Here is a 22,684-nt window from a genome sequence, read left to right as displayed (position 1 = left end):
TTTTAGAAATGTTCGTTTTACATATTTCGTCGATACTGTCCTCCCACCTCGAATAATGCGGATGTAATCTGCCCGAGCGAACAAACTTTTGTGGCTTCCATCAAAACTTCGAAAATATTTTTGTTGTTGATTGCTGCTGTTTGCACTGCTTCTAATGCTTTTTCTACCGCTTCTGCTTGGCGTTTGTTTAGGTTTTCTTTGGTCTGAATCTGGAATTGCTTTTCTTCCTCGGTTGCCCGAATCACTTCTGCCGGAATAACAGTCTTCGAACCAGTCGAACTCAAGAACGTATTCACACCAATAATAGGATAATCTCCGTTGTGTTTTAAGGTTTCGTAATACAACGATTCTTCTTGAATTTTCGAACGTTGATACATGGTTTCCATTGCACCTAAAACGCCTCCACGCTCCGTAATTCGATCAAATTCGGCTAAAACGGCTTCTTCTACCAAATCGGTCAATTCTTCGATAATAAACGAACCTTGTATTGGATTTTCGTTTTTCGCTAATCCTAATTCTTTATTGATAATCAACTGAATGGCCATCGCTCTACGTACCGATTCTTCTGTTGGCGTCGTAATCGCTTCATCGTATGCGTTGGTATGTAATGAGTTACAGTTGTCGTAAATCGCATAAAGCGCTTGCAAAGTTGTTCGAATATCATTAAAATCAATTTCTTGTGCATGTAACGATCGACCAGATGTTTGGATATGATATTTCAACATTTGTGCTCTTTCGTTTGCGCCGTATTTTTGTTTCAATGCTTTCGCCCAAATTCTTCTTGCTACTCGTCCGATCACCGAATATTCCGGATCGATTCCGTTAGAAAAGAAGAACGATAAGTTTGGTCCAAATGCATTGATATCCATTCCTCTCGACAAATAATATTCTACATACGTAAAGCCGTTTGCCAATGTAAAGGCCAATTGCGTCACCGGATTTGCCCCAGCTTCGGCAATGTGGTAACCCGAAATAGATACGGAATAAAAGTTTCGAACATTATGATCGATAAAATATTCTTGCACATCGCCCATCAAACGCAAAGCAAATTCGGTAGAGAAAATACAGGTATTTTGCGCCTGATCTTCTTTTAGGATATCTGCCTGAACGGTTCCGCGCACTTGCGCCAAAGTATGTTTTTTGATTTCTTCGTACACTTCTTTTGGCAAAACTTGATCACCGGTTACGCCCAACAACATCAGTCCTAAACCATCATTGCCTTCTGGTAAGTCGCCATTGTATCTTGGTCTTTCAAAGCCTTTATCTTCGTAAATCGCTTTTATTTTGGCTTCTACTTCAGCTTCTAATTCATTTTCTTTGATGTATTTTTCGCAATTCTGATCGATGGCTGCATTCATAAAAAAGCCTAACAACATCGGTGCTGGTCCGTTGATGGTCATTGAAACCGACGTCATCGGATGCGACAAATCAAAACCAGAATATAATTTTTTAGCATCATCCAAACAACAAATGGACACACCAGCATTTCCGATTTTTCCGTAAATATCTGGTCGGTGCCCTGGATCATTTCCATAAAGTGTTACCGAATCAAACGCCGTTGACAATCTTTTGGCAGGCATTCCTTTCGAAACATAGTGGAAACGACGGTTTGTACGCTCTGGTCCTCCTTCACCAGCAAACATTCGGGTAGGATCTTCTCCTTCGCGTTTGAATGGATATAAGCCCGAAGTGAACGGAAATTCTCCTGGTACATTTTCTTGCAAAACCCAACGCAACAAATCGCCCCAAGCTTCATATTTTGGTAAAGCTACTTTTGGAATTTGTAAGTGTGATAAGGATTCTGAATGGGTTTTTATTTTGATTTCTTTGTCACGAACCTTGAAACTATAAATTGGATTTTTGTATTTATTTACCTTTTCGTCCCAAGTAATGATCACTTCCCAATTGAAAGGATCTAAATTTCGTTTTAATTTATCGAATTCCGCCAAAAGAACTTTTGACAATTCTTCGTTTTCGGTTCCGATAATTTCAATTCCGTGTTGCGTCAGTTGCGGCATTTTTCCCGAAAGAGTTTCGATGGTTTTGAAAATTCCGTATAATTTTTGTGCCACTTCTTTTTGTGCAGATGCTTTGGCATCGTAAGCGCGATTATTCTCAGCAATCTCTGATAAATAGCGTGTTCTTGCCGGAGGAATAACAAATATTTTTTCTGACATTTCTTTTGTAATTTCAAACGATGAAGTCAAATCTGCACCCGTTTTTTCTACCACTTTATCGATGATGGCTTTGTAGAGTTGATTGGTTCCTGGATCGTTGAATTGAGAAGCAATCGTACCAAAAACAGGCATTTCATCCGGATTTACATCCCAGAGATTATGGTTGCGTTGGTATTGCTTTTTCACATCGCGAATAGCATCTAAAGCGCCTCTTTTATCAAATTTATTGATGGCCACAATGTTAGCAAAATCCAACATATCAATTTTTTCTAATTGAGTAGCCGCACCAAATTCTGGTGTCATGATATAAAGTGATGCATCTGAATGATCGAGAATTTCGGTGTCAGATTGTCCGATTCCGGAAGTTTCTAAAATGATCAAATCAAAATTAGCCGCTTTCAAAACCTGCAAAGCTTCTTCTACATAGCGAGACAAAGCCAAATTGGATTGGCGTGTTGCCAACGAACGCATATAGACACGCGGATTATTGATCGAGTTCATACGAATACGATCGCCCAATAAAGCACCGCCTGTTTTCTTTTTAGATGGATCTACCGAAACCAAAGCGATGGTTTTTTCTGGAAAATCAATCAAAAAACGGCGAACAATTTCATCGACCATCGACGATTTTCCTGCTCCACCAGTTCCAGTAATTCCGAGAACTGGCGCCGATTTATCGGTTACTTTATCATAATCAAAAACTTTCAGAAAGTCTTCTTCTCTATTTTCTGCCAAAGAAATTAAACGCGAAATGGTTGTAACATCTTTGTCTCGTAACGATTGGTACACATCTTTACCTTCGGGCAACTCTAAATTACCTGTTGGAAAATCGGATTTCTCGACCATATCGTTGATCATCCCTTGTAAACCCATTTCACGGCCATCATCGGGCGAATAAATACGGGTAATTCCGTAATCCATCAATTCTTTGATTTCGGTCGGAAGAATTACTCCGCCTCCACCACCAACAATTTTGATGTGTCCTGCTCCTTTTTCCTGAAGCAAATCGTACATATATTTAAAATATTCATTGTGACCACCCTGATAAGAAGTCATCGCAATTGCGTTTGCATCTTCTTGTATCGCTGTGTTCACCACGTCTTCTACTGATTTGTCATGACCCAAATGGATCACTTCGCATCCGGTAGATTGAATGATGCGGCGCATGATATTAATAGCGGCATCGTGACCATCAAACAAAGCCGCGGCAGTCACAACCCTGACTTTATTTTTGGGTTGGTATATTTTCGGTTGAAAAGGCATCTGCTTGGTATTATTTTGATCGTTAACTACTTCTGACATTTTGTATTTTTTTCATTAGGGCTAATATACTGTAAAACGCTATTCATCTCCCTATTTCGAGCTTATTATTTTAGAAAAATAAACACTTATTTTGCTGATTTCGTAAAAAACCCAATAACGGTAGACTTTTTGCACACTTGACCTTAAAAATATAAAAATTATGAAAAACTTATTTTTAAAATTATCCTTAGCGGGAAGTATTTTTTTAGGATTACAAACCGCACACGCACAGACTCCCTACAAAACTGCGTTGGGTTTGGGAATTGATTTTGGAGATGGCGAAACATTAGTAGGACCACAAATCAAACATAATTTCAACGGTCCACATGCGGGTAATGCACAGGTTTTATTTGGAAATCACATCACCGTTGTTGGGGTAGATTACTCGTACAACAGCCCGATCAGTGGTGCCAATGGCTTGGGTTGGTATGCTGGTGTAGGGCCTCAAGTAGCATTTGTAGACCATGGCAATCACGATAAAACCTATTTCGGAATTCGACCTGCTGTTGGGTTGGAATACAGAATACCTTCTACGCCACTTGGGATGCATTTCGATTGGAAACCTTGGTGGAATTTATCGAATAATACCAATTTTGAAGCAGGTAGATTTTCATTCGGACTCAAATTTGTGTTGAAATAATGTATTAAAAATTAGAAATCCGAGACTCGATCGAGCTTCGGATTTTTTGTACAGAAGGTTTTTTTAATTAATAAAAACCGCCTTTTTTTATTTTTTGTTTAAATCCGTACGCACAATGCCTGCAGTTGTTACCGCAACATCGACCTTTTTGATAATGGAAGAATTCTGTAAAAACCCAATACTGATTTTCGATATAATAATGCACTTCGGGTATGTACATGCTTCGGTCTTGCGGAAACGGATATTGCTTGGCTAAATCGGCATAACCGTCCAATGTTTTGAGGCATTTCTCACATAGACAATCATAATAAGTCTTCCCCAAAAAAGCTTGTGTTTCGGGTTTCAATTCGAGGGAATTACAATTGCATTTCTGGATATCGTCTGCAAGACATTCAAAATCTTGGTGGCAACGCTGACAATTCTTTATACTCATTAGATTTTTTACTTCATCAACAAACTTAGTAATTTCTTCACAAATGTTTGATAAGGCATGCGCATGAAACGAGTGAGCGAAAATATCCTGCTCGAACGCAAAACGGGCTTTTGATGCGAAAAATCGTAAAAACCAAATTTACCCGTGGCTTGTCCCATTCCAGAATTATTCACTCCGCCAAAAGGCAGATTGGGATGCATTATGTAAGACATCGTATCGTTGAATAACAATGCCCCAGAAGAGGTGTTTTGCTCAAAAAAATTTCGCCAAGCTTTTTGATTGCTCATCACATACATCACCAAGGGTTTTTCTTTCTTGTTGATGAACGCTGCCATTTCTTCTTTGGAATCGAAACAAACAATCGGAATGATTGGTCCAAAAATTTCTTCTTGCAACAAACGAGAATCAGGGTTAAGATTCGAAACGATAGTTGGCGAAAAGTACAAATCTTCAGCGGAATAATTTCCACCGAAATCAACAGTAGCCCCCTTTGATTTTGCATCGTCGAGCATTTGCACCAAACGTTGATGATTTTGCAAATTAATGATTCGCGCAAGATTTTCATCGGTCGAAATATCCTCGCTGAAAGTCGATTTTATTTTTGCAATTAGCTTTTGTATCAACTCATCTTTTCTTTGTTTGGAAATGAGCACGTAATCTGGAGCAATACACGTTTGTCCCAAGTTGATGAATTTTCCGAGCATCAGTTTTTTGATGGCGAAATTCAGGTTGATTTTATCATCGATTACAAACGGAGATTTTCCGCCTAACTCCAATGTACAACTCGCCAAATGTTGTGCGGCAGCTGCCATTACAATTTTACCAACCTTTGGAGATCCTGTAAAGTGAATGTGGTCGAATTTTTTGGCCAACAAATAAGTGGCTTCATCTACCGCTCCTTCTACAACCGCCACGTGTTTGGGCTCAAAAACTTTTTCGATAATTGTTCTCAGTACCTTGTTGATATTTGGCGTGAATTCAGATGGTTTTATCAGCACTACATTTCCGGCAGCTACAGCGGCAATCAAATGCATAATAGGAATTTGAAAAGGATAATTCCAGGGCGAAAGAATGAGCACCATGCCCTTTGGTTCATACATCAATTTGGCATCTGCTCCAATAAAATGGATGCTGTTGGGTACTGATTTTTCTTCTGCCCAAGATTCTAAATTTTTCAGATAATCTTTGATTTCGGTGATCAGCGGAAAAATTTCGGTAAGCACAGCCTCGGTAGGATGTTTTCGCAAATCTGAAAACAAAGCCTCTTCAATCAGTGGCTGATGAGCCAAGATTTCTTCTTTCAGCTTCTTCAAAAACTGCTTTCTTGCTTTTATGGTAAGTTGCGCGATTTGCGGTCTTGACGCTTTTTGGATTTGGTACAAGTAATCGATTGATTCTTGATATGACATGCTGGTTTGTTTTTCGAGATTTAAACCAAATTTAATCTTTTAATTCGTGCTTTATACCCTAAATTTGTAAAAAAAGATTAAAATGAATTTGAAAAAATTTTTCTTAGGATTCGCCCTGAGTTTAATGACGGTAAATGCCTTTTCGCAGCAAGTAGAGCGTCCGAAACTTGTAGTCGGTATTGTGGTTGACCAAATGCGTTGGGATTATCTATACCGTTACCAAGACCGATATGGTAAAGGTGGTTTCAATCGACTGTTGAACGAAGGTTTTTCTTATGAAAATACCCTCATCAATTATATTCCGACCTTTACTGCAATTGGTCATGCTACAATTTATACGGGTAGCGTACCAGCGATTCATGGTATTGCGGGTAACGATTTTATCATGCAATTGTCTGGTGAAGAAATGTATTGTACACAAGACGACAGCGTGAACGGAGTTGGATCGACGGGGAAAGCTGGGAAAATGTCTCCCAAAAACCTCTTGACTTCTACCGTAACCGATCAATTGAAATTGGCAACCAATTTTCGATCAAAAGTATTTGGTGTTGCCATCAAAGACCGAGGCGGAATCTTACCTGCAGGACATTTTGCAGATGCGGCTTTTTGGTTCGATGGCGAAACAGGAAATTGGATCAGCAGTACGTTTTATATGGACAAACTACCCAATTGGTTGGTGAAATTGAACCAATCAAAATTTACTGATCATTATCTGAAAGAATGGAATACGCTCTATCCGATAAAAACCTATGTGAATAGCGATGCTGATGACAATATTTATGAAGGAACTTTCAAAGGCGAGAAAAAACCTACTTTCCCACGCAACCTAAAAGCGTTACAAAAAGACAATGGTTACGGACTGATTCGCACCACACCTTACGGAAATACCATTACCATAGATTTGGCAAAACAAGTCATCGAGCATGAGAAATTGGGTAAAAACGAAAAGGGAATTACAGATTTTCTTGCGATGAGTTTTTCATCTACCGATTATATTGGGCATCAATTTGGGATCAATAGCATCGAGATTGAAGATACTTATTTGCGATTGGATCGTGAATTGGAAGAGTTTTTCAATTATTTAGACCAACAAATTGGTAAAGGTGAATACCTTGTTTTCTTAACTGCCGATCATGGAGCATCGCATAATCCACGCTATTTCCAAGACAAAAAAGGGAATGCGGGCTATTTCGAGATCGGCGAGGTGAAGAAAAACCTCAATGCACACTTGGCTCAATTATTTGGTGCAGATGAATTGGTTCGCTCGTTATACAACTATCAAATTCATCTCAATTATCCTATCGTAGAGGCAAACAAAATTAACGAAATCGAATTAAAAGATGCTATTATCAAATTTATGGAAAAAGTTGATGGTGTTTCTTTTGCCGTGGATACTGAAAGAATTGGATATGCGTCAGTGCCACAAAAATTGAGAGAACGAATTGTTAACGGTTATCATAAAAAACGCAGTGGTGCAATCCAATACATCGTAGATCCTCAATGGTATAGCGGAAAACAAAATTCTACGGGAACTACGCATGGTACATGGGCTTCTTATGATGCACACATTCCATTTGTTTTGATGGGATGGGGCATAAAACACGGAAAATCGTACGATGAAGTCTATATGACCGACATCGCGCCTACCATTTCTTCTTTATTGAAAATCGAAGCTCCGAACGGAAATATTGGTGACGCAAGAAGCGATGCCTTTGCAAAATAACTCGTGCATTAATTTTTCAAAAATATTAAATACCTTTAAAGTCATTTTAAAGGTATTTTTTTATGACCCAATCTGTACTAATTTCTGCCGAACAACTCTACAATTTAACTCAACATAACGATCTGATCCTACTCGATGCAACCATTGATAAGGTAAATGCAACGCTAAAAAATGAACCCTTAGAGGTGATTCCTGGCTCGTTTTTTTTCGACATCGAGCAGCGTTTATCAGATCATCATAGCGACTTGCCTCATACCATTATTGATGCCAAAACCTTTCAGAACTATGCGAGAGCCTTAGGTTTGGATTACGACAAGACAATTGTAGTCTACGATCGTTGGGGTGTCTATTCGTCGCCGCGGGCTTGGTGGACGCTGAAATTGTTTGGGTTTGATAAAGTTTATGTTTTAAATGGTGGTTTGATGAGTTGGAAAAATGCCCATTATAAAGTAGATACAAAACATCAACAACCGAAAAATAACAGTCAGATCGAAATAAAATTTGCGAAACAATGGCTGGCAAAATCAAAAGATGTATTGGAGCAAATAGACAATGCAAACTCGGTCACGATTGATGCTAGATCACCTGGAAGATTCAACGGTACAAGTCTAGAACCGAGAAAAGGTCTGAGAAGTGGTCATATACCGAATTCGTATTCATTGTTTTTTGAAGACGTGTTGAATCAGAATCAATACCAAACAGCGGCTGAATTGATCAAAACTTTCGAACGTATTTCATCCCAAGAAAACGAACTTATTTTCACCTGTGGTTCTGGCGTTACAGCCTGTATTTTGGCTTTGGCAGCTTACGTTGTTGGATATCGAAATATCAGGGTGTACGATGGCTCTTGGTCCGAATGGGGAAAAGATGAATCCTTGCCCATTGCAAAGTCTTGATTATTCTGATTTATCCATGCTGAAGAACAACAAAATCACAAAACTGATGGCAAAAGACAAGCCCATAGCAAGTGCAGAAAGTTTCATACTACCAGAAAATTCGATCAAAACGCCATAGATCACCAAACCAAAGAACAAGGCTGCTTTTTCGAACACATCGTAGAAACTAAAATAGGTTGTGGTATCTTTTGTATCTGGCAACAATTTGGCATAAGTAGAGCGAGACAACGCTTGCAAACCGCCCATTACCAATCCAACCAAAGCCGCCATCAGGTAAAATTTTGTTTTTACACTGGGATCATCTTTAGTCATAAAATAAGCAATAAAACAAGTAATAATCCAAATGAGCAATCCCACCAAAATGGTTTTCTTATTTCCCATAATACCCGACAAAAATGAAAACAACCAAGCCCCTAAAATGGCTTCGAGCTGAATAAGTAAGATTGTCAAAATCAGTTCAGCACTTTCCAAACCAATTTCCGAACTACCAAACAAAGCTGCTACCAGAAAAATGGTTTGCATCGCCAGACTATAAAAGAAAAATCCGCCTAGAAAGATGCGCACATTTTTGAATTGGTTCAATTTCTTAAACGTTCTTCCCAATTCTTTAAAACTTATCGAAATGATATTTTCTGAAATTTGCTGATTGGTTCGAGAATTGGGTAATATTCGCAGTGCATATTGGGCAAACGTTATCCACCAAATTCCTGTTAATAGAAAAGATAAACGAGTATAAAACAATTCTTGTTGTTGCCCAACAGCGGTCAGCTCGCCATCTGCTGATTTTTCTGGTAAAAACATAATCATCAGCAAACAAATGGTCAACAAGATTACCGAGCCAATATAGCCATACATATAGCCCCAGGCAGAAACTTTATCCATTTTTGCCTCTGAAACAATTTCTGGCAGATAGGCATTGTAATACACCAAACTACCCCAAAAACCAATACTTGCGGTAATATTGAGCAACAAGCCCAACCACACCAAACTGGCATCTTTGAAGAAAAACATCGCCATGCAAGAAAAAGCTCCAAGGTAACAGAAAAACCGTAAAAATCTGATTTTGTTACCGATTACATCGGCAATAGAAGATAATATTGGAGATAAAATAATGACAAAAAAGAAAGCGATTGCTAAAGAAAAATTGAACGTAGCCTCTGGATAAAGTCCCAAAAATTTGATCTGCTCTCCCAAATTATTGGTGGTCATCGCACTGTAATAAACCGGGAAAATTGCCGAAGCTATCACCAAAGAATGCACGCTATTTGCCCAATCGTAGGAAACCCAAGCTCTAATAAATTTCGGATTGTCTTTCTCTATTTGTTGTATCATATTCGTCTCGACGCTATTGAAAAATTGGTCTAAATCTACCAAAAAAATAACAACAAATCGATTAATTTTTCGTGAACTTTCTACAGATTAACGCTCACCACTTTGCAAAATCCATCCAAAATCGGGAAGGATTAGTCAAAAAAAATATAGCATCTGATAAAAACTAAACGGAAATGATTTTCTGCTATTTTGTCAGACACTATACCTTCAATCGAATGATTATATTCTTAAAATTCAGTCTAATTTATCGTTAGATTTCTTTTCGCAACCTCGCGACTGGAATATTCAATTGTTCGCGATATTTTGCAATCGTACGACGCGCAATCGGATAACCTTTTTCTTTCAAGATTTCGGTTAATTTTTCGTCGGTCAACGGTGAACGTTTGTTTTCATCCAAAATCACATCTTGCAAAATTCGTTTGATTTCTCTTGTAGAAACCTCTTCGCCGTCGTCATTCGTTAGACTTTCAGAAAACAAATCTTTGATCAAAAAAGTTCCATAAGGCGTTTGTACATATTTACTATTTGCCACGCGAGAAACCGTAGAAATATCCATACCGATAAGATCAGAAATATCTTTCAGAATCATTGGTTTTATCTTGGTTTCATCGCCTGTTAAGAAATATTCTTGCTGAAATTTCATGATGGCTTCCATGGTGACCATCAAGGTATTTCGCCTTTGTTGTACAGCATCGATAAACCATTTTGCCGAATCTAATTTTTGTTTTACAAACAGAACGGCTTCTTTTTGTTCGGCCGATTTGTTTTCGGTTTTTTTGTAGGTGTCCAACATTTCAGCGTAAGCGTTGGAGATACGCAATTCAGGAACATTGCGACCATTCAAAGACAAGTTGAGTTCTGTATCTTCGATAGTGATAGTAAAATCTGGTGTGATTTGCTCAACTATTTTACTGCTACTCGAAAAAGATTTCCCAGGTTTGGGATTCAAGCGTTCGATTTCGCTAATGGCATCGCGCAATTCATCTTCATCTACATCGTATTTAGCGATCAATTTCGAGTAATGTTTTTTGGTAAAGGCGTCGAATGATTCACTGATTAATTTTTCGGCCAATTCTACCGATTCTGTTGGTGATTTGGCTTCTAATTGAATCATCAGGCATTCTTGTAAATCTCGTGCTCCTACACCTACAGGATCCATTTTTTGGATATAATTGACCAATAAATTTTCTAAGGTTTTCTCATCTGTGATAATGTTTTGAGAGAATGCCAAATCATCAACCAAAGATTTTAGATCTCGACGAATGTAGCCATCTTCATCGATATTTCCGATAAGAAATTCTGCCAACTGATATTCTTCTTCTGTAAGGCGATTGGTATACAACTGATTGACTAATATATCGATAAACGAATCTCCCTGTGCAAACGGCACCGATTTTTCTTCATCGTCGTCGCTGTAGTTGTTGGTATAGGTTTTATAATTTGGAATATCGTCATCGCTCAAATATTCGTCGATGTTGATATCGCTGGTGTCAATTACATTGTTCTCTTGAAACTCTTCGTTCCCATTTTCCCATTCGCTCTCACTTCCATTTTCGTATTCTTCTTCGAAACTCGAAGAAGCTTCATCCAAGGCAGGATTTTCTTCTAATTCCTCTTTTACCCGTTGTTCGAATGCAACGGTTGGCAACTGAACCAATTTCATCAATTGAATCTGTTGCGGAGATAATTTTTGTTGTAATTTTAGATTTAATTCCTGCTTCAACATAAGCTTTAATTTAAGATAATTAAATTATTAAAATTCAGCACTTTTCGGGTATCTTGGAAAAGGTATTACGTCGCGAATATTACTCATACCGGTAACAAACAATACCAGACGTTCTAACCCAAGTCCAAACCCAGCGTGTGGTACGCTACCAAATCTTCTTGTGTCTCGATACCACCAAATTTCTTCTTGGTCGATTCCGAATTGTGCAATGCGTTGATCCAAGACCTCTAGGCGTTCTTCTCGTTGCGAACCGCCAATGATTTCGCCTATACCTGGGAACAAAACATCCATTGCACGCACGGTTTTTCCATCATCGTTCAAACGCATATAAAATGCTTTGATCTCTTGTGGATAATCGAACAAAATTACCGGCATTTTGAAGTGTTTTTCAACCAAATAACGCTCGTGTTCTGACTGTAAATCGGCTCCCCAACCTTCGATCGGATATTTGAATTTTCCTTTTTTATTCGGCTTCGATTCTTTTAGAATTTCGATTGCTTCTGTGTAAGATAGGCGAACAAATTTATTCTTCAAAACATAATTCAAGCGTTCCATCAAACCTAAATCTGATCGTTCTTCAGCTGGTTTTTGTTTTTGTTCTTTATCGAATCGCTCTGTCAAAAATTCCAAGTCATCTTTACAATGCTCCATCGCATAAGTGATAACATATTTCAAGAATTCTTCTGCCAAATCCATATTTTGATCCAAATCGTAAAAAGCCATTTCTGGCTCAATCATCCAGAATTCAGCCAAATGGCGAGTAGTATTTGAATTTTCTGCTCTGAAAGTTGGGCCAAAAGTATAAATTTTACCAAGTCCCATCGCCGCAGCCTCGCCCTCCAATTGCCCAGAAACGGTAAGGTTTGTCGATTTGCCAAAGAAATCTTTAGAAAAATCTATTTTGCCTTCTTCGTCCCGCGGTATATGGTCGAGATCCAAATTGGTTACCCGAAACATTTCCCCTGCACCTTCGGCATCAGAACCTGTAATGATGGGCGTATTGATGTATACAAAGCCTTTTTCGTTGTAAAATTTGTGAATCGCAAACATCAAACTGTTACGCACGCGCATGATTGCCGCAAACAAATTGGTTCTGAAACGCAAATGTGCTTGCTCTCGCAGTTTTTCCAAAGTATGCGCTTTGGGCTGTAGAATCGTTTCTTGTACGTCGTCTGAATTTGCTATCCCAAGAATCTTAATATCCTTTGCAATGATTTCGATTTCTTGTCCTTTGCCTTGACTTTCAACGACTTCTCCTTGAACTCGCAAAGAAGCTGCTGTCGTAATTTGTTTGATAAGATTTTCATCAAAATTTTCGAAATCGACTACAATTTGGATGTTTTTGAGAGTAGAACCATCGTTGAGCGCAATGAACCGATTGCTTCTGAATGCTCTAACCCATCCGTTTACCGTAACTTTTTGTAAAGCCAAATCTTTCCCTTTTTGCAATAGGGTATTGACATCGTATGATTGCATAATTCGTTTTATATATTCACAAATTTATAATGTTTTATTTACCTTTAAAAATGAAAGGCATAATTTTTGATTATTAATCTTGGATTTCTTCTTAATGCATTCATACAGAAGTTGTTTTGTTTTTTATTTTAGAAAATTCTAAAACAAGTTCATCCGAAAGGTCAATTTCAAAAATAAGTTTTCTTTGAATTCAGGATATTGATAAGCTCCGAAACGATAATAAGCCCCGAATCCTAAGTTGTTGAAAATAAGATTATTAAACTCAATTCCACTCTCTTGGTAAAAATGGTTGAGCTCGTTAAAATTCAGAATTTGATGATCTTCTTTGTCAACCATATATCCGATTGCACCGCGGTAGATAAACATCGGAAAAATTTGCTTACGGAACAATGCAAAACCTCCAAAAATATGTTTGACATGAAAAGACAAATATTCACTCGAATAGAATTCTCCCGGATGCATCGTCTCGAAATTATGAATTCCGGCAAGTTGTAGATTTTTTGGAAAACCACCATGCTTTGCATTTCCCATCACCTCGAACATCGTTGTGATTGGAACTTCGCCAAAAACCTTTCCTGTATTGATATTGAGATGCGTTTCACCAAAATAATTTTGGTAAATATCGTAATAAGAGAAATGAATTTTGAAAGGATCGTAATCTCCTCCAAAAATGCTCCAGTACTTGGTGGCATAGAGATAAAATTGCGAGATACCTTTGTTCAGCGTTACTTTGCCATAAGGCGTGCGAACAAACTCGTCTTTTGGCGCCCACCGCAGTCCGAATTGGGTGTAAAACAAATTGTAAGAAGCCTGATTGCCTCGATAGGCATAATCGAAATTTATACTCTGTTTGTCGAAATTTGTAGAGAAGTTGAAAGTAAAATTTCTGAACAAATCTTGCTCATAACCTACCGTATACCGATGATAGAAAAAATAATCGTCGTTGTAGATATTGGTAAGCGTTCTATTGATGAATCGATTGTAATTGCTCAATAGAATATTCGGTATTCTACCAGCTGCCGCCACGTCTTGAGCGTAATTGAAAAACAATCGACCAGAATAAGGTTTATTGACAAAAGCGTTGGCTCCGACACCAAATTTTAACGCTTCGTCTTTGAATCCATATCCGAAATAAGAGTTCAGATTATAATCTTCGCTCCAACTTTCGTTCGTCGAAATTCCTGCTCCAAGGCGCAAACCTTCATAATTATTGAAATCGAAAAATTTCGTGGTATCGACATCCAATTTACCGAATTTCAGCTTTCCGCCTGTAGATATGAAACGCAACAAACGCTCTTTGTTTTGGTATTCGTCGCCACTCAAACTGTCCATTACCGGATAGGTATTTTGCTCAATCTCGGTCAACGGAAAATACCGATAATCATTCAATACCTTATCGCGCTTTGGCTCATTCATATTATAGAAAGCAATTTCGTTTTCATAACCCGCAAACTCTTTTCGATTGTACAATAGCGGAGATTTCAGATCAGAAATAATCATTTCCATATTCACCAAAATCTTTTCTTTCTTCTCCTCTACTTCTGCACCATCGATATTTGCGTTGGCATTGTAACCAAAATTCCCAGCATCCAATACAAATTTTTGTTTTTTGGGAAACCAAAAACCATTTCGATATTGCCAATCTGCATCGATTTCTGCGATATTGTCTGATAAATAATTTTCTGCTTTGAACTTGGCAATTGCCATCGTTCGGTCGTCGATATACATCAACCCTTTGAACTGCGTTTCATTGGAACGCTTTTTTGGAATAAACGAAACGATGGTTGTCGGACGATTGTTGAATTCGATTTTTTCTTTTATAGAAAAGCGATAATACTCCAAACCTTCGTAAGATACGGGGTTTAGAACATCTCTGAAAAAGAAATTTATCGTTGGCTGATTGAATTGCAATGCAACTGGCTGAATTGCCATGTATTCGTAAATAGGCGAATTGAATCCAGAAATACGGGACGATTGCACAATGTTTTTGCGTCCGTATCGCTTAGAAAATTTATGATCCATCGCGCGCTCGCCGAAGAACAAATGACTTTTTTCTAAAATTTTTTTCCAGTGGTTGTTCAACGAATCTCTTAAGTTTTGAGGATTCTGAATATAGGGTATCGAATCTTTGTTGATTCCACTCCAATATTTTGTATACGATTTGAAAAAATAGCTTTCTACATTGGAAACGTCGTTTTGCTTCTGTTTGAGCAAGACTTCATTTATCAATTTTTTAGCATTGATATTCTGATCGATTTTCACCAAATCTACAGCATCGAGCTCGATGTATAGCGGTTCTAAAAAAACATCGATCAGGGTTTGATTCTCGGCAATCGAAATGATTTGGGTGTCGTATCCGTCTTGAAAAATCAAGAGTTTCGAATAGTATTTTGGAAGAACAAATTCACCTCGCTGATCGGTAAGCCCTATCAACTCATTCTCAACAGTCAAAATTTTTGCCTTTGCCACCCGAAATTCATCCGACGCGTCGAACACGCGTATGCTTTGCTGGCTGTAGCTAAAAGAAGAAATGAAAATCGCAAAACAAAGTAAAAATCTATTCATTCCTGGTTATAATTTTTTTTGTAAAGTAACTAAAAAAAGCAGCACAATGGCTGCTTAGGTTTCAAATATTTTCGAATGCTTGAATGTTAAAATTAAAAGTAATTAAACCTTCATAATTTCGGCATCTTTTTTTGCATAAGCTTCATCTACCAGTTTGATGTATTTATCGGTAAGATTTTGTACGCGACCTTCGTAATCTTTAATCATATCTTCCGATATATCTTTGGTATTTTTCAGATTATTGTTGGCGTCTTTTCGAGCATTTCTAATGCTTACTTTCGCATTTTCTGCATCAGCTTTTGCTATTTTAGAGAGTTCTTTTCTTCGTTCCTCGGTCAATGGTGGAATGCTGATGATGATCATATCGCCATTATTCGATGGCGCAAAACCGAGATTAGAGTTGACGATGGCTTTTTCGATCTCCCCTATCAAATTCTTTTCCCAAGGTTGTACACTCAAAGTCATGGCGTCTGGTGTGTTTACATTTGCAACCTGACTTAGAGGTGTTAAACTTCCATAATAGTCGACTTTTACAGTACTCAACATTGCCGGATTTGCTTTACCAGCACGCAATTTGCCAAATGCTACATCTAAGTGGTCTAATGATTTTTGCATTTGCGATTTTGCTTCATCTATGATCAAATCTAATTCTTCCATAAGTGCGATTTAATTATTGGTTACCAATGTACCTACGTTTTCTCCTAATATCAAATTTTTCAAATTACCTTTGGTATTCATATCGAATACAATAATAGGCAAATTATTTTCATCACTCAAAGTAAAGGCGGTCATATCCATTACTTTCAGGTCTTTTGTATAAACTTCTTCGTACGAAATTTTATCGAACTTTTTCGCTGTTAGGTCTTTTTCTGGATCAGCGGTATAAATTCCATCAACACGTGTACCTTTCAGAATTACATCGGCATTGATTTCTATAGCACGCAATACCGCTGCGGTATCGGTAGTGAAATATGGATTTCCTGTTCCTGCTCCAAAAATTACCACTCGCCCTTTTTCTAAGTGCCGTGTTGCACGTCTTTTGATGAAGGGTTCTGCGATTTGCTCCATACGAATTGCCGTTTGCAAGCGGGTTTTCAATCCAATATCTTCCAAAGCGCCTTGTAACGCCATGCTATTGATCACGGTTGCCAACATCCCCATATAATCGCCTTGTACGCGATCCATGCCCGACGCAACGCCTTGAACTCCTCTAAAAATGTTTCCTCCTCCGATGACGATTGCAACTTCACAACCCAAATCACTTACTTCTTGTATTTGTTCTGCATATCGTTTGAGTACGTTGGGGTCTATACCGTATTGTAATTCACCCATCAAGGCTTCGCCACTAAGTTTTAAGAGTATTCTTTTATATTTCATTTTTAAAGGATTTCTTTGCAAATATAAAGGATTTGCCAAAATGTTAAAGGACTTCGTTAGATTTTTTCGAAAATAGAAAGCGCGTTTTGCGTGGTAATCGTTGCAATTTCTTCAGGTGTTTTTCGATAAATAGTGACCAATTTATCTACAATATTGGTGAGATAACTGCTCTCGTTGCGTTTTCCTCGATACGGAACTGGTGCTAAATATGGACTGTCGGTCTCGAGTACAATTTTTTCTAAAGGAATTTCGTGGAGAAACTGATCAATTTTTCCATTTTTGAAGGTAACCACTCCGCCTATACCCAAATGCATATTGAAATCTATGGCGTGTTGCGCGTCTTCTTTGGTTCCGGTGAAACAATGAAAAATACCGAATAATTTATCGTCTTTTGCTTGTTCCAACACCTCGAAAATTTCTTCGAAAGCTTCTCGACAATGAATAACTATCGGCAATTCTTTCTCTTTTGCCCAATTGATTTGGGTAAGAAATGCATCTTGTTGGGTTTGCAAATAAGCTTTTTCCCAATACAAATCAATCCCAATTTCACCCACTGCTTTGAATTCTCTACTATTCAACCAATGCTTTACATGATTCAGCTCATATTCCACTGTATCAGGATGTACAGATGTTGGATGCAATCCCATCATCGGAAACAATTTTTCGGGATAAATAGCCGCTAAATTCAACATTTTTTCGGTATAAGTAGAATCTATAGCCGGCAAATAGAATCGTTCTATACCAGCATCTAAGGCTCGCTGAATTATTTCGGCTCGATCTTCATCAAACTGATCAGAATATAAATGCGTATGGGTATCAATTAACATTTCTTATTTTTTGTTCTAAAATTTCGATTTCATTATCGAAGTTATTACTTTTCAGAAACGAATTCAACCGTTTCATTTCTTTGCAAGTGTTATACAAAAAACTTTGATGCTGTAGCGTATTGGGGTTGAATGGGCGATGATTCATGGCTAAATTCACCTTATGAATTTGCTGATTGAGTTGTATCGTTTTTTCATCCATCCAAGTCTCCTGAAATTTTTGCCAAATATAATCTACTGCCAATTGGTTGGGATGAATCATATCTTCTTTATAAAATCGATAATCTCGCAAATCATCAATCATGATTTCGTAAGACGGGAAATAATGCAACTCGTTGTACTGCAAAACCAATTGGTAAACAGCGTTTATCAGGCGAGATTTACTCACATTATTCTCTACAATTCCGTCTTTTATATGCCTTACGGGACTTACGGTAAAAATGATTTTTGCGTTGGGCGCAATATCCAGAATCAATTTCACTGTTCGCAACAACGATTCGTAGATTTCTTGTGTTGTGAGGATTAATTTCTGAAATTCTCGTTGCGGAAATTTATGACAATTCGCTACAATTAAACCGTTTGATTTTATTTTATACACCCAAGATGTCGCCAGGGTAATGATAAAAAAATCGGCATTGCGCGCAAAAACATTGAATTTATCGATGGTCTGATTGATATGCGTAAGGCAATCGACCTTCGAAGGATTGCTAAAACTTGAATGATGATCCCACGAAAAAAACAAATGATTGTACTCGAAAATTTCGTTGGCAATATAATGAATACGAGAATGTACGCGTCCCACAGCGTTCTCGATGGCATACGGATGAAATAAATTGCCAAACGGATTGGTCTCGACAGTAAATTTAGCTTGATGTAATTGTTGACCGATTTCTTCGGCAAAACACGATCCTATCGACAACACTTTATGGTGATGTTGAATACTGAAAGGCGCTTTCTGAATCTTGACTTCGGTACGAAATTGCATGGTCTAAACTTGTCGATCGATTAAAATCGCACTCAACTCGCGCAAATAAAATTTTCGCTCATCTGGAATATTGATCTCATCAATCAATTGATTGGCTTTTTCGGTGTATTCTTTTATCAGTTTAGAAATTGCTACATTCACCTTCAATTTTCTGAAAAGCTTTTCTACCGCATAAATCTTGTCTACATTTTCGGCTTTTATATTATACCAATACAACAATTCATCTCGTTCTTCTGGCGAAGCCTCTTGCATTGCGGTTACAAAAAGAATGGTTTTCTTGTTTTCGTAAATATCGCCAGCATGTTTTTTACCTACTTTCACCGCTTTTCCGAAAACATCTAAATAGTCATCTTTCAGCTGAAAGGCAATTCCTAAATTGATTCCGACCTGATACAATTTTTCGGCTTCTTCTTCTGGCGCACTTGCAATGAGCGCGCCCATTTTGAGGCAACAACCAACCAAAACAGCGGTTTTCCCTGTAATCATTTTGATGTAATCATCGTACGAAATGTCTTTCAACGACTCGTAATTGATGTCGTACTGCTGTCCTTCGCACAACTCCAAAGCCGTTTTGGTAAATAGTTTGCTCACTGGTTTGTAAATCCCAACTGGCAAATCTTCCAAAAACTCATACGATTTGATGAGCATGGTATCCCCTGCCAATATTGCAGAATTCACATCGTATTTGAGATGTACGGTTTCTTTCCCTCTACGCAAGGGAGCAGAATCCATAATATCGTCATGCATCAAGGTGAAATTATGAAAATATTCTACAGCCAACGCTGGTTTTATTGCCATTTCTAGGTCCCCATTAAACATTTGATTCCCCATCAGTACAATCAATGGTCGAATGCGCTTTCCTCCCAAATCTAGAATATAGGAAATCGGTTCGTATAACTCTTTTGGTTCTTGTTTGATGGTATACCGATCAAATGATCGATTGATGATTTGATGTAATTCTTCTATTGAATGCATGATTTGTTTGATTACAGAAAGCAAATATAAAGTTTAATCGTCATTCTACACTTTTATAATTGGCGAAAAATATCAGCCGTCAGTTGGTATGATTATAATTTCATCCGATGATCAAAAATATTAGTCGACACGATAAATTCGTCAATCGCTGTATCTTCTAACAAGGTTTTGAGCTGATTTTTCACGGTTTCTGGTGAACCTATAAAGGTGAATGCCGTCATTTTCTTCAACAAATCTAGGTGTTGACTTCCCAAATTATCCAATGCACATTCATCTGGCGACAAAATCGGTTGTCGAGTATCACTGATGATATTTGCAAAAGCCTGAAACATGCTCCGTGAAAGGTAATGTGCCTCTTCATCTTGCTCGGCAACTATACAATTGGCACACAACATTATATAAGGTTTTTCTAAATGAAAAGAAGGTTGAAAGTGCTCTTTGTAAATCTCGTAGGCTGTAAAAAACTGCGATGGCGCAAAATGCCCTGCAAAAGCATAAGGTCTGCCCAATTTTGCTGCCAAAAAAGCCGAGTCTATACTCGAGCCTAAAATGTAGAGCGGAACCTCTGCTCCTTCACCAGGCAATGCCCGCACATCGGATTGATTGTTGGTGGTTGCAAAATACTTTTCCAGTTCTTTGATATGCGCTTCGAAATCATAATGCAAAGCAGCTTCTCCTCTTCGCAAGATGGTCGCCGTTTTCATATCTGTACCTGGAGCTCGCCCCAATCCCAAATCGATACGATTGGGATACATCGCTTCTAAAGTTCCAAATTGCTCGGCAATTACCAAAGGCGTATGATTGGGCAACATGATGCCGCCAGAACCCACCCTGATTTTTTGGGTATGTGCTGCCAAATATCCGATAAGTACCGACGTGGCAGAACTGATTACATTGGGCATGTTGTGATGCTCAGAAACCCAATATCGTGTATAGCCTAAATCTTCAGCAAAACGTGCTGCTTTGGCTGATTTCTCGAAGGTTTGATGAAAGCTATCACCCTTCATAACGTAAGCCAAATCTAAAATTGAATAAACCATGAAACAAAGATAAGGCATTGCATACGGTTTAGAAAATGTTGTTATCTATCCCAATCAATAAAAAAAAATCATGAAATTTGCACCCATGGAACACCCGATTTTACTTACCACGCTCAATGCAAAATACATCCATCTGAATCTAGCAATTCGCTTGCTATACGACCTCAATTCAGAACAAGATAAAATCGATTGGAAAGAATTTACAATTAAATCTGATTTTGATGAAGTTGCGCGTTTTTGTTCTAAATATGAAGTAGTTTGCTTTAGTTGCTATATTTGGAATATCACGCAAACTTTAGAGGTGTGTACCAAGATCAAAGCTCTGAATCCTACAACAAAAATTTTATTAGGAGGTCCAGAAGTAAGTTATGAGTTTGATGAAATCATTGCTCGAAACGATGTTGATTACATCATTGTTGGTGAAGGTGAAATACCATTTGAGCAATTTGTAGAGCACTATCCTCAGGTGGAAAATGTTCCGAATTTGGTCTACAAACTTCACAACGAGGTGAAATTCAACAAAGCACACCTGCAATTCGACATCAACCTTTTAGAGAATCGAAATCCTTACCAATATGATGACCCTAAGAATCTGAAACACAAAGTCTGCTATATCGAAACCAGCCGCGGATGTCCCTATAAATGCGAGTTTTGTTTGGCTAGCCTCGACAACAAAGTTCGATATTTACCCATGCATACCATAAAATCGAATTTGTTGTATTTGATGCAACATGGCAAAACAATTAAGTTTCTAGATCGAACATTCAATGTGAAAAAGGCTTTTACACTAGAATTATTTCAATTCATTTTAGATCATCACCGGCCTGAAAATGTTTTTCAATTCGAAATTACAGCAGATATTGTTCATCCAGAAATTATTGATTTTATCAATCAAAAAGTTCCAAAAGGTTTATTTAGATTCGAAATTGGCATTCAAACCGTAAATCAAGCGAGTAATTTAGAGGTAAGTCGAAAACAAAATTTCGAAAAAACAGCACACGTTATTCGGCAATTGCAAGATAAAATCGAAATGCATCTTGATTTGATTGTGGGTTTGCCTTTGGAATATATGTCGGATTTGAAATATAGTTTCGAAGAAACTTTCAAACTTTTTCCACCCGAATTACAACTGGGTTTTTTGAAATTTTTGAAAGGAACTCCTGTTCGCAAAAAATATGAAAACTACGGTTACGAATTCGATCCAAATCCACCCTATCAGATCATAAAAAGCGATTTTTTGAGCAAAAAAGAATTGGATGACATTTCTAAACTAGAGGTTGCATTAGAAGTCTATTGGAATAAGCCTAGAGCCGTCAATACACTGACATATATTGCATTGCATCATTCAATTTTCGATTTTTTGATGGGGTTAGGACAATATTTCACTCAAAAGTATCACGAACACAAGCATTCGCTTGCACAAATTTATGATGCTTTGTTCGACTATATTTCTACATTCGATGATCCTGTCTTGCACAATATGACGGTGATTGACTATGCGATTTTTCCAAAAACAATTCCCTCATCCATTCAAGGTATGATGCTGTCTAAAGTTGAGGTAAAGCGCTTGGTTTCGGAGTATAGATTGGATAAAAATTTTAGATACCATGCAATTCCGATTGATTTTGACTGGAATTATTGGAAGGAAAGCAAACGCATTCGTCGAGAAAAAAACTTGATGATCGTAAAATATGATGGTCGCACGCAAGCTGAATTTGGTTGTATAAAACAGTTCAAAACAAGTTTTTTATATTCAGAATCTTTATAAAAAACTTTGGAAAGTGTAATAAAAAATAGGTGTTTT

17 protein-coding genes are annotated in these 22,684 nt (G+C 37.8%); 4 read left to right on the top strand and 13 right to left on the bottom strand.

Annotated features, from left to right (window positions below; translation table 11 throughout):
* Nucleotides 1-17: 17 nt before the first annotated feature.
* The gene (locus BN8061_RS08935) at nt 18-3,479 is read right to left on the bottom strand and encodes a methylmalonyl-CoA mutase family protein (RefSeq protein ID WP_394330301.1); all 3,462 of its coding nucleotides are present in this window, start codon (nt 3,477-3,479) and stop codon (nt 18-20) included.
* 160 nt (nt 3,480-3,639) lie between these two features.
* Here BN8061_RS08935 and BN8061_RS08930 point away from each other — a divergent pair, with 160 nt between their 5' ends.
* Nucleotides 3,640-4,119 (top strand): hypothetical protein, encoded by a 480-nt coding sequence (locus BN8061_RS08930; RefSeq protein ID WP_068598554.1) that lies wholly within the window; start codon nt 3,640-3,642, stop codon nt 4,117-4,119.
* A gap of 67 nt (nt 4,120-4,186) precedes the next feature.
* On the opposite strand, the gene BN8061_RS08925 is transcribed toward BN8061_RS08930, so the two are convergent.
* Together BN8061_RS08925 and BN8061_RS08920 are read right to left on the bottom strand one after the other, a co-directional pair.
* Complete coding sequence (locus tag BN8061_RS08925) at nt 4,187-4,552, bottom strand: cysteine-rich CWC family protein (RefSeq protein ID WP_068598552.1); 366 nt, start codon at nt 4,550-4,552, stop codon at nt 4,187-4,189.
* An 8-nt stretch (nt 4,553-4,560) separates the two neighbouring features.
* Complete coding sequence (locus BN8061_RS08920; RefSeq protein WP_068598550.1) at nt 4,561-5,961, bottom strand: aldehyde dehydrogenase family protein; 1,401 nt, start codon at nt 5,959-5,961, stop codon at nt 4,561-4,563.
* Nucleotides 5,962-6,043: 82 nt separating this feature from the next.
* Between BN8061_RS08920 and pafA the strand changes: the two genes are divergently transcribed.
* Together pafA and BN8061_RS08910 are read left to right on the top strand one after the other, a co-directional pair.
* Nucleotides 6,044-7,684, top strand: a complete 1,641-nt coding sequence (gene pafA, locus BN8061_RS08915) for an alkaline phosphatase PafA (RefSeq protein WP_068598548.1) — start codon at nt 6,044-6,046, stop codon at nt 7,682-7,684.
* 62 nt (nt 7,685-7,746) lie between these two features.
* The gene (locus BN8061_RS08910) at nt 7,747-8,580 is read left to right on the top strand and encodes a sulfurtransferase (protein WP_068598547.1); all 834 of its coding nucleotides are present in this window, start codon (nt 7,747-7,749) and stop codon (nt 8,578-8,580) included.
* On the opposite strand, the gene BN8061_RS08905 is transcribed toward BN8061_RS08910, so the two are convergent.
* From BN8061_RS08905 to BN8061_RS08860, 10 genes are all read right to left on the bottom strand, one after another.
* The gene (locus tag BN8061_RS08905) at nt 8,581-9,912 is read right to left on the bottom strand and encodes an MFS transporter (protein ID WP_068599509.1); all 1,332 of its coding nucleotides are present in this window, start codon (nt 9,910-9,912) and stop codon (nt 8,581-8,583) included.
* Between the two features lie 250 nt (nt 9,913-10,162).
* Nucleotides 10,163-11,638, bottom strand: a complete 1,476-nt coding sequence (gene rpoN, locus BN8061_RS08900) for an RNA polymerase factor sigma-54 (protein ID WP_068598545.1) — start codon at nt 11,636-11,638, stop codon at nt 10,163-10,165.
* 27 nt (nt 11,639-11,665) lie between these two features.
* A complete protein-coding gene (gene asnS / locus BN8061_RS08895; RefSeq protein ID WP_068598543.1) occupies nt 11,666-13,114 on the bottom strand; it encodes an asparagine--tRNA ligase in 1,449 nt (482 codons plus the stop codon).
* 138 nt (nt 13,115-13,252) lie between these two features.
* Nucleotides 13,253-15,679, bottom strand: a complete 2,427-nt coding sequence (locus tag BN8061_RS08890) for a DUF5686 family protein (protein WP_068598541.1) — start codon at nt 15,677-15,679, stop codon at nt 13,253-13,255.
* A 102-nt stretch (nt 15,680-15,781) separates the two neighbouring features.
* Nucleotides 15,782-16,336 (bottom strand): ribosome recycling factor, encoded by a 555-nt coding sequence (frr, locus tag BN8061_RS08885; RefSeq protein ID WP_068598539.1) that lies wholly within the window; start codon nt 16,334-16,336, stop codon nt 15,782-15,784.
* A 9-nt stretch (nt 16,337-16,345) separates the two neighbouring features.
* A complete protein-coding gene (pyrH, locus tag BN8061_RS08880; RefSeq protein WP_068599502.1) occupies nt 16,346-17,056 on the bottom strand; it encodes a UMP kinase in 711 nt (236 codons plus the stop codon).
* A gap of 56 nt (nt 17,057-17,112) precedes the next feature.
* Nucleotides 17,113-17,883: a TatD family hydrolase gene (locus BN8061_RS08875; protein WP_068598537.1), complete on the bottom strand. Its 771-nt coding sequence runs from the start codon at nt 17,881-17,883 to the stop codon at nt 17,113-17,115.
* Entirely contained in the window at nt 17,873-18,865 is a 993-nt protein-coding gene (locus BN8061_RS08870) for a GSCFA domain-containing protein (RefSeq protein WP_068598535.1), read from the bottom strand. The genes BN8061_RS08875 and BN8061_RS08870 overlap by 11 nt, the downstream gene beginning before the upstream one ends.
* A gap of 3 nt (nt 18,866-18,868) precedes the next feature.
* A complete protein-coding gene (locus BN8061_RS08865; protein ID WP_068598533.1) occupies nt 18,869-19,840 on the bottom strand; it encodes a polyprenyl synthetase family protein in 972 nt (323 codons plus the stop codon).
* Between the two features lie 92 nt (nt 19,841-19,932).
* Nucleotides 19,933-20,880 carry an LLM class flavin-dependent oxidoreductase gene (locus tag BN8061_RS08860; RefSeq protein ID WP_094745929.1) on the bottom strand — a complete coding sequence of 316 codons (948 nt, stop codon included), beginning with the start codon at nt 20,878-20,880 and terminating at the stop codon, nt 19,933-19,935.
* A gap of 70 nt (nt 20,881-20,950) precedes the next feature.
* On the opposite strand from BN8061_RS08860, the gene BN8061_RS08855 reads away from it, so the two are divergent.
* Nucleotides 20,951-22,648, top strand: a complete 1,698-nt coding sequence (locus BN8061_RS08855) for a B12-binding domain-containing radical SAM protein (protein ID WP_235802725.1) — start codon at nt 20,951-20,953, stop codon at nt 22,646-22,648.
* Nucleotides 22,649-22,684: the final 36 nt, after the last annotated feature.

Source organism: Vaginella massiliensis, from assembly GCF_900089075.1.
Classification (GTDB): domain Bacteria; phylum Bacteroidota; class Bacteroidia; order Flavobacteriales; family Weeksellaceae; genus Weeksella; species Weeksella massiliensis_A.
This window is presented reverse-complemented; position numbering and strand designations above follow the sequence as displayed.